The 13,383-nt window shown below is 38.1% G+C and carries 14 protein-coding genes; all 14 read right to left on the bottom strand.

Translation table 11 applies throughout. From position 1 onward, the window contains the following. Positions 1-7 precede the first annotated feature (7 nt). The 14 genes from asnB to pseB are packed head-to-tail and all read right to left on the bottom strand — an operon-like array spanning position 8 to position 13,370. Positions 8-1,900: an asparagine synthase (glutamine-hydrolyzing) gene (gene asnB, locus AWN68_RS04695; protein ID WP_068412137.1), complete on the bottom strand. Its 1,893-nt coding sequence runs from the start codon at positions 1,898-1,900 to the stop codon at positions 8-10. A 16-nt stretch (positions 1,901-1,916) separates the two neighbouring features. Then, positions 1,917-2,747, bottom strand: a complete 831-nt coding sequence (locus tag AWN68_RS04690) for a class I SAM-dependent methyltransferase (protein WP_068412134.1) — start codon at positions 2,745-2,747, stop codon at positions 1,917-1,919. Positions 2,748-2,793: 46 nt separating this feature from the next. After that, positions 2,794-3,603: a glycosyltransferase family 2 protein gene (locus AWN68_RS04685; RefSeq protein ID WP_068412131.1), complete on the bottom strand. Its 810-nt coding sequence runs from the start codon at positions 3,601-3,603 to the stop codon at positions 2,794-2,796. Between the two features lie 30 nt (positions 3,604-3,633). Beyond that, positions 3,634-5,007 carry a capsular polysaccharide export protein, LipB/KpsS family gene (locus AWN68_RS04680; protein ID WP_068412130.1) on the bottom strand — a complete coding sequence of 458 codons (1,374 nt, stop codon included), beginning with the start codon at positions 5,005-5,007 and terminating at the stop codon, positions 3,634-3,636. Positions 5,008-5,023: 16 nt separating this feature from the next. Next, positions 5,024-6,070 (bottom strand): pseudaminic acid synthase, encoded by a 1,047-nt coding sequence (pseI, locus tag AWN68_RS04675; protein WP_068412128.1) that lies wholly within the window; start codon positions 6,068-6,070, stop codon positions 5,024-5,026. After that, the gene (locus AWN68_RS04670) at positions 6,057-6,467 is read right to left on the bottom strand and encodes a MaoC family dehydratase (RefSeq protein ID WP_068412126.1); all 411 of its coding nucleotides are present in this window, start codon (positions 6,465-6,467) and stop codon (positions 6,057-6,059) included. Before AWN68_RS04670 ends, pseI begins: the two co-directional genes overlap by 14 nt. Next, on the bottom strand, positions 6,457-6,996 hold the full coding sequence (gene pseH / locus AWN68_RS04665) for a UDP-4-amino-4,6-dideoxy-N-acetyl-beta-L-altrosamine N-acetyltransferase (protein WP_068412124.1): 540 nt from the start codon (positions 6,994-6,996) through the stop codon (positions 6,457-6,459). Before pseH ends, AWN68_RS04670 begins: the two co-directional genes overlap by 11 nt. A 4-nt stretch (positions 6,997-7,000) precedes the next feature. After that, the gene (locus AWN68_RS04660; RefSeq protein WP_068412120.1) at positions 7,001-7,561 is read right to left on the bottom strand and encodes a GNAT family N-acetyltransferase; all 561 of its coding nucleotides are present in this window, start codon (positions 7,559-7,561) and stop codon (positions 7,001-7,003) included. Between the two features lie 3 nt (positions 7,562-7,564). Next, a complete protein-coding gene (locus tag AWN68_RS19115; RefSeq protein ID WP_221405698.1) occupies positions 7,565-8,875 on the bottom strand; it encodes an aminotransferase class III-fold pyridoxal phosphate-dependent enzyme in 1,311 nt (436 codons plus the stop codon). Between the two features lie 7 nt (positions 8,876-8,882). Continuing rightward, positions 8,883-9,641, bottom strand: coding sequence for a cytidylyltransferase domain-containing protein (locus AWN68_RS19110; protein WP_221405697.1), 759 nt, complete (start codon positions 9,639-9,641; stop codon positions 8,883-8,885). Beyond that, positions 9,641-10,513 (bottom strand): aldo/keto reductase, encoded by an 873-nt coding sequence (locus AWN68_RS04650; RefSeq protein ID WP_068412119.1) that lies wholly within the window; start codon positions 10,511-10,513, stop codon positions 9,641-9,643. The genes AWN68_RS19110 and AWN68_RS04650 overlap by 1 nt, the downstream gene beginning before the upstream one ends. Further along, positions 10,497-11,168 (bottom strand): class I SAM-dependent methyltransferase, encoded by a 672-nt coding sequence (locus AWN68_RS04645; RefSeq protein WP_068412118.1) that lies wholly within the window; start codon positions 11,166-11,168, stop codon positions 10,497-10,499. Before AWN68_RS04645 ends, AWN68_RS04650 begins: the two co-directional genes overlap by 17 nt. Beyond that, entirely contained in the window at positions 11,158-12,363 is a 1,206-nt protein-coding gene (gene pseC / locus AWN68_RS04640; RefSeq protein ID WP_068412115.1) for a UDP-4-amino-4,6-dideoxy-N-acetyl-beta-L-altrosamine transaminase, read from the bottom strand. Before pseC ends, AWN68_RS04645 begins: the two co-directional genes overlap by 11 nt. Further along, positions 12,363-13,370, bottom strand: coding sequence for a UDP-N-acetylglucosamine 4,6-dehydratase (inverting) (pseB, locus tag AWN68_RS04635; RefSeq protein WP_068412113.1), 1,008 nt, complete (start codon positions 13,368-13,370; stop codon positions 12,363-12,365). Before pseB ends, pseC begins: the two co-directional genes overlap by 1 nt. Positions 13,371-13,383 lie beyond the last annotated feature (13 nt).

Below are 13,383 nucleotides of genomic sequence, written 5' to 3'. Positions count from 1 at the left end.
AATCCGTTCACTTCATCCATCGTTCATGCCACATTTGAAAGAGCATTATGTTCCAAACTCTATTGTTCGAATAGCCCTTTTCATATTGCTTTCTTAATCCGCGAACATAGTTCAAATCAAAAACTCCCGAGTCTTTGATCTCATCATCACTTAGGTAAGTCATGACATGGTCTTTTAAGTGCGTTTGCATCCATTTTTTCTTAGGAATAGCAAAGCCCTTCTTAGGCCCTTCAGTAAGGTTACGTGGAATATATTTGGCATTCACTTCGGCTAATATGTATTTCTTAACCCCGTTTCTTATTTTGAAATCACTGGGTAACCTAGCGGAAAATTCTGCAATTCTATGGTCCAACAAAGGCTCACGTCCTTCAAGACTCACACTCATCGCTGCTCTATCCAACTTGATTAGAATATCATCGGGTAGGTAATCCTTGTAATCGTAAGCTTGAATTTGAGTCAAATGGTCTCTATTCAGAATTACGTTATTTCTTGCATGGATTTCTTTGTATGTCGATAACAGTTTCTCCAAATCTCTCTTTCCGAAATTTCGAGTGCTAGAAATCATCATCTCTACAACATCTGGAAACTGGTTTAAATACTTGAGCTCGGAAAAGGCCTTTAACGCCACCTTTGATTGCAATCCCGATAAAGAAGAGGCCAGCGCGTGGAGCAATTTATAGGTTCCTTTTTTTCCACGCCTAAAAAATTCACTCTGCCCAACAAGTTGAGCATAGCTATCAAGAACGTTTGAATATTTATTATAGCCTGCAAACACCTCATCGCCCCCATCTGCAGAAAGGGCTACTGTAACGTGCTTTCTTGCAAATTCACTTACCAGAGTAGTTGGGATTGCCGATTTATCGGCAAAAGGCTCATCATATATTTCTGGAAGACGAGGAAATATATCAAGCAACTCATTTTCAGAACAATACAGTTCATGATGGTCGGTACCTAAATATTTGGCTATGGCTTTCGCCTTTTCTGCCTCATTAAATTCTTTCTCATCAAAACCAATTGTAAAGGTAGAAATGGTAGAGGAATGATGTTTCTGAAGAATCGCTGCTACAGTTGTACTATCTAGCCCTCCACTCAGAAAAACACCAACAGGCACATCTGAAACCATTCTTAATTTGCATGCATCCACCAAAAGATCATCCAAATCATCAATGGCTTTAGTTAGATCGGCCGACTGATTTTCTTCTTGAAAAAAGCCATCAATAGACCAGTATTCATATTCATTTATGTCCTTTGAAGTCAAATCGAGCTTAACGTAGTGCCCTGGTTTTACCGAGTTGACAGATTCAAAGACAGATCCCCCTCCTTTGATATAATCAAAATCTAAGTAACTAGCAATTGACCGTAGATTAAGGCTCTTTTTGAAGCTCGGATGATTGTGAAAAGCCCTAGTTTCTGACGCAAACAGTAGGGTTTTACCATCCCAAGAATAAAAAAGTGGTTTAACACCTACCTTATCTCTAATTAGAAACAACTCTTGCTTTACATTATCCACAAAAGCAATGGCAAACATCCCTATAAACCTATCGATGGCCTTAGTGCCTTCTTCAATTAGCGCATAGAGGATTACTTCTGTATCCGAATTTGATTTAAACTGGTACCCTTTAGCCTGTAGCCACGACCGAATTTCAGAAAAATTGTACACTTCTCCATTGTATACAATTGCATACTGGCCATCCGTTGAATACATCGGTTGGTGCCCATTTTTACTCAAATCTAGTATTGAGAGCCTTCTATGCCCAAGGCCTAATTGATAGATTTCATTCTGAGCATACTCATAACCACTAGCATCGGGCCCTCGATGCGTCAAGGTATTCGTCATTTTCACTAACTGCTCCTTTGAAGAGTTATGAGAAAAATCTATAAAGCCGGCAATACCGCACATAAAATGGCTTTTGCGCCTATTTATTAAGGCCCTCTTTTGTGAAAACAAATTGATTGCAGCCCTTGCCTTTCTTGGCTGTAACCATATTCAATATAAAGCCTCTCTCTTTATAAAAATTGAATATCGCAGGAATATTCGCTACTTCAAATGGATACCCGCCTAGCCAATCCACTAAATCGTGCTTCCATGACATCCCTCTCTTCTTCTTAAATTCTTTATACCTGGCCAATGGAGGCTTTCTTAAATAGAGAATATCCATGAGGAAGTTCTTCATTAAGTAATAAGGCGTATATAACATGATCGTTAGGTACTTTCCAGCTGTGGATTTAACATATAGTCTTTTTAACTTCTTCCAAACCTTGGATTTAGCTCCTTCATCATTGTAAATGGCAATAAAGAGTTTACCTCCATCCTTAACAGGAAGAGCAGCATTATCAAGCGCCTTATACATCTGTCCAGTATGGTGTAATACACCCCAAGAATATACGATATCGAACTGTCCAAGGGATTTAATATAACCATCATCCAAAACAGAACCTTCTTCTACTATCCAATTCGATTCAGGGAAATAAGTATCCCTTAAATATTTTGTACAGCCAACAGAATCCGTATCAAAGTCGAAAGAGTACACTTCAGCTCCTAGTTTTTTAGCCGCTAAAGAAAAAAGGCCACTTCCGCTACCAATGTCAAGAAATTTCTTCCCAGCCAAATCTTCAACCTCTAGCATTTCTTTCAATGAATCTATCGCTACTTCTATTCGCTTATCATCCAATGTCTTTAGAAATGAGTTCCAGTTCTTCCCAAACTCAAAACGCTTCCCTTGTATTATTTCTTGGCTAAAACTCATTCATTCTGCTATTTTCATTTTTCACTAAACGACAATGAAATCTAACCTAATCACCATTATTTGCGCTTAGCTTCAACAGTTGCCTTTTTAGGCTAACAATCTTTTTTAAGAGTTTAAATCCTCTCCTGATATCGTATTTCAGATAGTTATGGAGGTTCGTTCTCAAATCAGTCAAGCAATATTTGAGTGTGTTCTCCAAATATGCCTTACCCGGTTGACTCAACCGATCTTCTCCAGTATTGTCATAGACCCTTGCCACAAATGAGCTTATAAACACTGAACCAGCCCTTTCAGTGATTCTCCTCCATGTCAAGCCCGAGCCTAGTCTCAATTTTTCATTAAACGGTGATTCCCTAAAGGATTTCAGTCTTGGAACTGGCAAGTACTCACCACGCACCTTTCTTGAAAAATAATCCTTAAAAGACAACACCCCGTTGAATTCTGGATTGTTTGATAATTTATCTCCGTCTTCCGTTATACACCTAAACATGAATAGCTCTTGGTTTGGCTGAGATTGAATAATTTTCATCATCTCATGGCAAGTATCTGGATTCGGAAAATAGTCATCCGAATCCATTGGGATTACAAAAGCTCCCTTACAGAAGCTTACCCCCTTATTGACTGCCGTAAGGTAGCCACGATTAATATCAGAAGTTACCACCTGCCAAGGAAGCTCATATTCCAAAATATAATTACGTATTACATCAACACTATCATCACTTGAGCAATCGTCAACCAAGATCACCTCATAGGTAATATTCTGTTGAATTCTAATTGATTCTAAAGTTCGTATTATGCTGTGTGACCGATTATATACGGAAGTCACAATTGAAAAAAACGGTTCGTTTTCCGTCATATATGAATGGACATTAATCAATATTTATTTTTATCTATCGAGCAACAAATAAGCTAGACAACTGGCGGCTGAGTTATAGTAATCCTTACCCGAATAATAATCTTTATCATTACTTAAGTCACCAGCACTGTAATCAAGCAATTCGTGAAAGTATTCTTCCACTTCAGAAAACTCAAAATCGTGCTTTTGATTGATAATCTCTTCCATTAATGAAGAACTTCCTAATAATTCATTAAAATGAATAGTACCTGGAAGATTCTGGTATACTGAATTACCAAAATAAACTGCCACTCGGCCTCTGCATGCCGCTTCTATGGCAACGGTGCCCGTAATGGTTGCCACAAATAACGAATAGTCTATTAACTCAAAAGTGTTTGTTTCCATTGAAACAAGTTTAATATTCGCCAAAGCGCTAATCGTCTCATAGAACTTTTTAGTCCGTGTTTTATACTTGAAAAAGTTTCTGTATGTGGAAGGGTGCTCTTTCACATAAATAGTAATATCGTTCGGCAAAATCTGCCTCAGCTGTTGTATTGCAAGAATTTGCTGATTAAAAATACCTCCTTCGGGTAAAGTGGTTCTTTCAGGTTGGTAATGAAGAAAGAATACTACGTTTCTTTTGTTAAAATCATAGGCTACTTCCTGTTCAACGTATCGCCTGTATGACTTATACTTTGATCTAGATTCAAGAAAAGAAATGGGGATGCTTTTATCTCTATTTGATAGAACCTTATTCAGTTCTACTTTCCAACTCCATATTTTCCCATTGAACTTATCATACCTCTCTTTTTCATAAGTCGGTATTGCGCTTTCATAGGTTGTGGTTTTGGTGTGAAGATAATCCTTTAGTAGTGCTCTATCATTGGAGTCAGCCCCATGAAATGGCAACTTAATAGGTTCATTACCTTGAATACCTTTTGTAATCAAGCTCCGCCAAGGAATTGCAGATTGTTTAATTACATTCACTTCTATTTTTAAAAATTCGGCCACTCTACAAAAAACATAGTCGAATGGAGCATGTGGTGTTTCAAAAATAATCACCCTGTCAATTTTATCTTGCTTGAGAATAGATAAGGCGAAAACGGCCAGCCTTTCCACTAAAACATCTGAGTCATAAAGGCTTTCAAAATTATCCTTTCGCTCAAGGATATGCCAAAGGTTATAATCGTTAAAGACAAACAGTAGCATCTCTTCATAATTGAAACTACCAGTTGACCTAACCTGATTGACCTTAGGTAACTTCATTTCATTATACAGCACATCCTTATTCCTCAGCTTGAATTGTCCTTTATTTGACCAGTCAGAATAGAACCAATTATCTATAAATACTAAATCATCTGCAGAGAGCAGGTCATGTACTTTAGTGGTTAAAGGTATACCGCCCGGAATTAAAACAATAGACATTTGAACAAGTGAATGATTAAGAGATAAAGTCAAACATATCTAGACTAAGGGCCTCGCCCCTATCAACATCGGCCATAATTTTTGTACCTAAAATCTTATTTAAGTATTTAGGGTGCAAGCCAAAACCCGGCCTGATGCTTCTTACATTTTCTTCGGTAATTATGTCTCCAGACTTAATGTCCTTCACCGCATAAAGTGACCTACAAAATTCCTTTCCCTTATGCTGCTTTTCGGTTAACGTATAATCTACCTTGCCAATGGCCGTTTCGGCCTCTCTAACTGATTTTACCATGGTCGTAAACTCTTCTTCATTCATAGAAAAAGATGCATCTGGGCCGCCAATTGATCGATCGAGGATGAAATGTTTTTCAATGATTTTAGCACCAAAACAGGTAGCTACTATAGGTACTGTAACCCCCATGGTATGATCCGAAAGACCAGAAATCACTCCATAGCGCTCCGCCAAATCTTTTACCATTATCATATTCGCTTCATTGATCGGTGCAGGATAGCTAGAAGTACACTTCAATAACGCAATATCATTATTTCCCATTCTTCGACAGGCATCTAGTGCTAATTCGATGTCAGCTTGCTCTGATATTCCAGTGGATATAATTACAGGTTTGCCTTTCGAGGCAACATATTCAATTAATGGAATATCCGTGATCTCAAAAGAAGCAATCTTATAGGCAGGAACATCCAATTTTTCTAAAAAATCAACTGCTGTTTTATCAAATGGAGATGAAAAGCAAACCAACCCTTCCATTTCAGCTACTTCGAAAAGCTGCTTGTGCCATTCCCAAGGAGTATAAGCTTCTTTATAGAGGTCATAGAGCTTTCTACCTCCCCATATAGTATCTTTTATAACAAAGTCATCTTTATCGGAATCAATGGTTATTGTATCTGCAGTATAGGTTTGGAGCTTAATAGCATCCGCTCCGGCCCTTTTAGCAGCACGAATTGTTTCAATAGCTGTTACTAAACTCCCGTTATGATTAGCTGAAAGTTCCGCTATTATAAAAACAGGTGATTGGTTATCTATGATGTGGTTATACAATATCATTGTGCTGTATCAATGCTTCTCCAGAAATTGTAACTTGTTTATGGCTATCAAATATTTCTGTGGTAATTAATGCCCTGCGTTTCTCAATGTAAACTTCCTTCACTGTAAAGACCGCCATGTATTCTTCTGCCGTATACATTGGCTTAAAGAAATTTAAGCTCTGATTTAAATAAATCGTACCATGCCCTGGAAAGATAGTACCAAATACTTTTGAGAACATACTTCCGCTTAGAAAGCCGTGGATAATTGTCCGCCCAAAAATGGTGTCTTTTGCGTATTCTGCATCGAGATGGATAGGATTAAAGTCTCCAGATGCCTTTGCAAAATTTTCGACATCTGTCTGATTAAACGAAAACCCATACTCAAACACGGTATTTACAGTAACCTTATTCTCCATATATCGCCTTTTTTTGAAATGACTTCAATCGATCCCATTCTGACTTCAGAATGGCTAGGCCAACTACATCCAACTTCTTACCCGCCTTTACACAATGCTCTCGGTAATAGGCTTCTCTTCTAAAACCGAACTTTTCGTGCATTTTAATCACCTTGTCATTGTCAACAAAAACTTCACACCTCAGCTTGTTCAACTTAAGTTCATTGAACACATACTCAAGCACATTATACTCTACTTTAGCTCCAATACCTGCGCCACGTACAGCGCTATCTCCTAGATAAAAAGCCCAATAACAACTCTGTAAAGTATGATCTATACCGGTAACACTTGCTAGGCCTATTTTCTTTTCATTATAGGATATGAGCCAATAGCGCGATTTTTCTTCATTAATACTATTAAACCAATTGCGTTGATCACTGGGAGAAATCTCCCTCTCATTATACATATAGGGGGCAACATTTGGGCTGTTCCTCCAGGCCCTAACTTGCTCAATATCATCCAATGAAAGTTTTATTAACTCAATATCCATAAAATCAATTTTTATTTAATTTTCCATGAATGACAACATTTATAAAATGACCATTATAGAAAACATGTTCTTTAAGCCTAGCCTCCTCTTTGAATCCACATTGTTCAAAAATCGTATAAATTTGTGGCCTCAAGTCAAAAGCATAAGTCACTATTTTGTTCAAATTCAATTCCCTGAAGGCAACTGATTCGATTAAAGTCAAAAACATTTTCCAATTCGACACAAAGAAGTTTTCTTCAAGCTCAGTATTCATGATAAATGAAATTTCAGCATGTTTGTCTTGCCAATTGATGTGGACCAAGCCTCCATATCCAATACATTCACCCTTCTTTAGAAAGGAAAATAAAATTTGATGAGGCTTCTCTTGCTCAAAAAGACTACTTATTACATTGTCAAAATAGGCATCCTGCCGCTCCTTAGTCAAAGGTTCGGCTTGACGTAAATGATAAATCTGTTCATTTCTCCACTGCATGATATCGTACCGATCTTGATCCCTAATAGGGACGATTGAGTATTCACCATGAGCAAAAACTTGAGTTGTAAGTACTTTGTATTCCTTGGACATTTATTAATTCAATCTTTTAAAACCGCCATGACATACAGGGCTTTCTAACAATGAATTTATATCGACATCACCCTTTTGGCAATCTGAAATAGTATTAAAAATCGATTCTAGTTCATCAAAATAGCGATTTACAAACTCAGGTTTATGTTCTGTACAGACATACACGCTATTTGAAGCAAGGATGCCTTTCTTCAGCATCTCTTGGGTAATCAAAGTTTTATATTTCAACCAATCCTCAGATGCTATGGAAAAAGAGGTAAGGGCTGGCAAGCCTGCCGTGCTTAACTTCAATTCATATTTTTTACCTAAATCAGCCCATCGTTGTGTAATATTGAGGCCAATTTCGGTAATGGTTTCCCATGATTTAGTTTTCTCCATTACTTCCAATGTTGCCAAAGCTGCTGTTGGCCCTATTCTTTCTGTCCAAAAAGTACTGCTGATAAATGTTTTCTGTGCAGCCTCCATCACTGAACGCCTACCCAAAATAGCAGTGATGCCGTAACCGTTACCCAAAGCTTTCCCAAACATACACATGTCCGGTTCAACACCATATATCTTATGTAAACCACCAAAAGTTTGTCTAAAACCAGAAGTACACTCATCAAAAACTAATACTATTCCATTCTTAGTCGCTAAACTTCTAACCTCATGTAAAAAATTATTCTCAGGCCCCATGTTTCTGGATACTTCCATTTTAATAACTCCTAAATCAGGGTTATTCTGTACCAAAGCCTTTAAGCCTTCAATATCATTGTAATTAAACGGAAGCACGGTATTCTTTAAATTCCGGGGGACTCCACCTGGGTTCAGGCCTGGCAATAAATGCCCGTCTAAACCAGCAGCATCTCCTAGATTTGCAGAGAGATACCAGTCATGCCAACCATGATAACCACAAATGGCCACTTTATCTTTACCTGAGGCAGTTCTAGCAATACGAATGGCTATCGCGTTGGCTTCACCACCACTTCGTGCCAACCTTACCATATCGCCCCATGGATGTAATTCAACTAGCCTTTCGGCTAAATAAACTTCTTCAGGGCAATTGAGAGTTGACATATTACCTTGTGCCACTACCCTATGCACCTCATTATCAACAGTATCATTCCCATATCCTAAAATATTCGTACCGATTCCCATGATGGACATATCTAAATACTGGTTATCGTCCAGATCCCAAACTTGACATCCTTTGGTCTTACTAAAGTATGAAGGCCATTTTTCAGGTAAGAACATTTCTGGCCTTTTCGATAATAGCATTGTCCCTCCTGGGATTAATGTTTTTGCTTTTTTATAAAGTTCTTGCCCTGTACCCATTATTGTATTATAAATTATCTTTTTGCAACGACTTTAAATATCCTTCATTTCTGTAAATAGACTGATTCTTGAACTTATCAGAATGTCTTATTATATACTGTGTATATGTTTGCCAAGGCTCATTCACCCCTAACTCATTAATCAAAGTCTCCATTGCTTCGAAATCGGCCGATTCATCGACAGTCATTCTGATTTGGTTGTAATTTTTTTCGCAAGCCAGATTCTGCGCCTTAAAAAGTTCTCCTCCCATAAAATCAGTATTCTTTCGAATATATGGAGTCACATGCTCTCTGTCAGATGGAAGTTTAGCTTCTTCCCAAGCTTTTTTTAACGCGTTGAAAGAAAACACTTCAACATCTTGTCCATCAGGATATAACTCTTCCAGTCCATTTGAAGCATAGTCTAAATTCTCCGCCTTTACAATTTCTATTACCTTGTCTACTAACTCAGGGTCAATTAAAGGGCAGTCTGAAGTTACCCTAACAATATAATCTGGTGTAAAGTCTTTGACGCTTTGATAAAACCTATCCAATACATCGTCCGTAGCACCTTGGAATACATCCACCGCCATTTTCTTTCCTATGTCAATTACTTCTTCTATCCCTGACTCAAAAGTAGTAGCCACAATAATCTTTGTCGCTAGTTTTGATTTCTTTAATCGTGAAAGATGAATTTCAAGTAAACTCTGGTCATTTATCCTTTTCAATATTTTACGAGGTAACCTAGAGCTCCCTATTCTAGCCTGAGTTACAATAATCACGTTCATCAGTTCCAATTTACGGGGTTAAGCAAAGAGGTTTCTCGAACCATTATGTTGTCAATCATTTCAAAATATGACTCTAGATTTTTAGTTTGTGCCCAACGCAGATTCTGTTCTAATTGCTTTAAACTGTCTACCCCAATTAATACCCCATCAATATAAGGTTTCGAAAGAGCATAGTTTAGAGCCAAAGCACCAATACTCACTCCTGCTTTTTCTGAGATGGCTTTAACCGCTTCTATTTCCTTATATAGAGGCTTTATTTTTTCTGGAATATCATTTCTTTTCATAAAGAAAAGGCCTTGTAAAAATGCAGATCTCGTATGCACTTGTTTGTTATGCTTCTTACATTTCATTAATGCACCAGATCGGTGGAGGTGATTATCCAAAAGATTGAAGGGAGACTGAATTAGGTCAATGTCTCTATCGGGCGCAACAGCTTCCAATTCTTCATTCGTGTATACAGAGACTCCTAACTTTTGAAATTTTATACCTTTTTGAGTAACCAAAATTTCTTGAATCTCCCCTCTGGTTTCTAAATAATCTCTGTAGGAATGAAACATTAGCGTGTCAATACTATCCACACCTAAATTGCTAAAGCTATTCTCAAGGGAGCTTTCCCAAGTTTCTCCATTCTTCAAAGCGAGTTTTGTGATAATATTGAATGGGTTTTGACCCTTCGTCTTAATATAATCTCCAATTACCTGTTCTGACGTACCATAGGCTGCTGCTGTATCCAGAGTTCTTACACCAGCATTTAGTGCTAAATCGAGGGTTTTATGAGCGTCAGCAACAGTCATTTGCCCCAATTTATTATTGACACCATAGTTCAAGCCAAATTGAACTGTACCTAAGACAAGTTTACTTATAGCTTGCACTAATATCCTTTTTCAATAACGATATGCTGTACTTGTCGTGATAATTATCTGAAGCATCACGCCCTTTATCTGAATGACTCCAGGTCGATTTATCCAGCAGATAATACAATTTAGAGGCCGTAAATACCTCATCATAGTTCTGTTTGAAAGAGAAGGCACTAAAATTTTGAATGTGGTGATAGGCATTCATAAGTGCCTTTTCTGAAAAGAAATCCACAATAATCAAAACCCCTCCATTCTTTAAAACTCTATCTATCTCAGCAATAACTTTGAAAAGTATTGCTCTATCCACTACATAAAAAACAAAACCTACAATAACAATGTCCATAGATTCATCCCCATACTCACTCAAATCATCCGCTGTCCCATTTAAAAAATTAACCTTTGGGTAGTGAGATTTACCGTAATTAATAGCTTGTGTAGACGGCTCAACTCCATAAACATTACAACCTGAAACCCGAGATCGAATTCCTTCCAATCGGTATCCAGCAGAACAGCCTACCTCTAATACACTTGCTGGTTTCAGTCCATATTCTTCAATCAACCCAACTACTCGATCATTTTCAGGCAAATAATTAGAAATAACTTTAAAGTTTCTTTCGAACCAAGCGTTGGCTTCATAGGCCAAAAAGGCCTCTTTTTGACTAGATTTCATAAAAACTGAGTATGGTATCAATTACGAACCCTAATTCACTATCGGCTAATGTCGGATACATGGGTAGACTCAAACATTGAGAGTAATACTTTTCAGCAAATGGCATATCACCTTCGTTCCAACCATACTGCTTATAATAAGGCATCAGATGACAAGGGATATAATGAATCTGGGCAAAGATATTTTTTGACCTTAGAAAGTTATACAGCCCCAAACGGTCTTCGACCTCAATCACGTATAGATGATACGCATGCCCCTCTACCACTCCTGATTGCCCCTTGATGAACGATTTCCCTTGAAATTCTTCAAAATAGGTTTTTGCAATCTCTTTTCTTCTTACTAGTCCTGCATCTGCTCTATTCAATTGGCTCAAGCCCAAAGCCGCCTGAAAGTCGGTCAGGCGGTAGTTATAACCTAAGGCTTGCATTTCCATATACCAAAGAGGGTACTGAGTATTGGGTGTTGAGTATTGAGTACTACCTATTGCTAAATCCAAATCATTTTTAAATTGAGATGAGTCCTTGGTAATACCGTGGGTGCGGAGCGTTAATAATTTATCATAAAGTGCTTTATCATTTGTGGTAATCATTCCTCCCTCACCAGCTGCAATATGTTTCACTGGATGAAACGAGAAGATTGCTAAATCAGCAAAGTTGCCATTTCCACAATTTTGATTCACTATTTTAGAATCAGTAAAATAACCTCCTGGAGCATGGCAAGCATCCTCTATGATCCATAAATCATATTCATCGGCTAAAACACGGAACGCTTCTAAATCATTTGCCCTTCCCGCAAAATCCACTGGGATAATTCCTTGGTATGTTCCTTTAGGGGCAGACGCTAAGAGAGTCATTAGCTTATTGATATCTAATAAATAAGTATCCGGATCAATATCGGCAAAGACCACTTCACCTCCACAATAACGAACGCAATTGGCAGAAGCCGCAAAAGTAATTGGAGTGGTGATCACCTTATCTCCTTCTTTTACCCCAAGTGCTAGCGTACATAGGTGTAGTGCTGCTGTACCATTGGCTACAGCAACTGCATATTTACTTCCTACGTAATCGGCAAATGCCTTTTCAAACTTGAAGATTTCTGGCCCTTGGGTAAGGTAATCAGACTGTAAAACATCAACCACCGCTTGGATATCTTCATCGGTGATGTTCTGACGACCGTATGGAATGTTAACACTCATTAAACCTTAAAACTAGGATCCACATGTTCAATAATCAATGCACGTAAACTTTCAATCGTTTCCCACTCCGTATTCTTATCAGAAGTATAACTAAATCCTTCCTCAACTTTCTTGTGGTTATTCTGCTCTAAAAAATCTCTTAAAGGTCGAGTAGGCACTGTTGGTACAATAACATAGTATTTACCCAAGTCATAGGTATTATATGAATCTGACGATGTAATCATCTCTTCATGTACTTTTTCTCCTGGGCGGATTCCGATAATCGGCTTCTCACACTCTGGACCAACCGCTTCAGCTACATCCATAATACGGTAAGATCGTATTTTAGGCACAAATAACTCTCCTCCTAAGGCGTGTCCCAAAGCGTGCATGACCATATCTACTCCGCCTTGCAAACTGATGTTAAAGCGGGTCATATTGGCATCTGTAATCGGCAAAACACCCGTTAACTTTTTATTAATAAAAAACGGAATAACTGACCCGTTAGATCCCATTACATTTCCATAGCGAACTACAGAGAACCTGATGGGGTTGGTCCCCTTAATATTGTTGGCAGCGATAAACAGCTTATCCGAAGTAAGTTTTGTAGCTCCATATAAGTTAATTGGTGCACAAGCCTTATCTGTAGAGAGGGCCACAACCCTTTCTACATTCGTGGCTAAGCAGGCATTGATTACATTCTGAGCCCCATCTATATTGGTTTTAATACACTCTTCTGGGTTGTATTCTGCAATATGTACATGCTTCATTGCAGCCGCGTGTATGACAAGGTCTACCTGCTGGAATGCCCTTTTTAAACGCTCATAGTCACGCACATCTCCTATAAAAAAACGAATTTGCGGATACTCAGATTCCGGAAACTCTTGGGCCATCTGGAACTGTTTCTGTTCATCTCGACTAAATATGATGAGTTTTTTTACATCAGGGAAGTTCGTAAGAATATGTGAGGTTAAGGCCCTGCCCAAAGAGCCTGTTCCACCAGTAATAAGAATAGTTTTATTTTTCATCTTAACGACTTAA

This window comes from Roseivirga echinicomitans (genome assembly GCF_001592935.1).
Taxonomy (GTDB): domain Bacteria; phylum Bacteroidota; class Bacteroidia; order Cytophagales; family Cyclobacteriaceae; genus Roseivirga; species Roseivirga echinicomitans.
The sequence above is the reverse complement of the archived record's forward strand: the minus strand, read 5'-3'. Positions and strand labels throughout refer to the sequence as shown.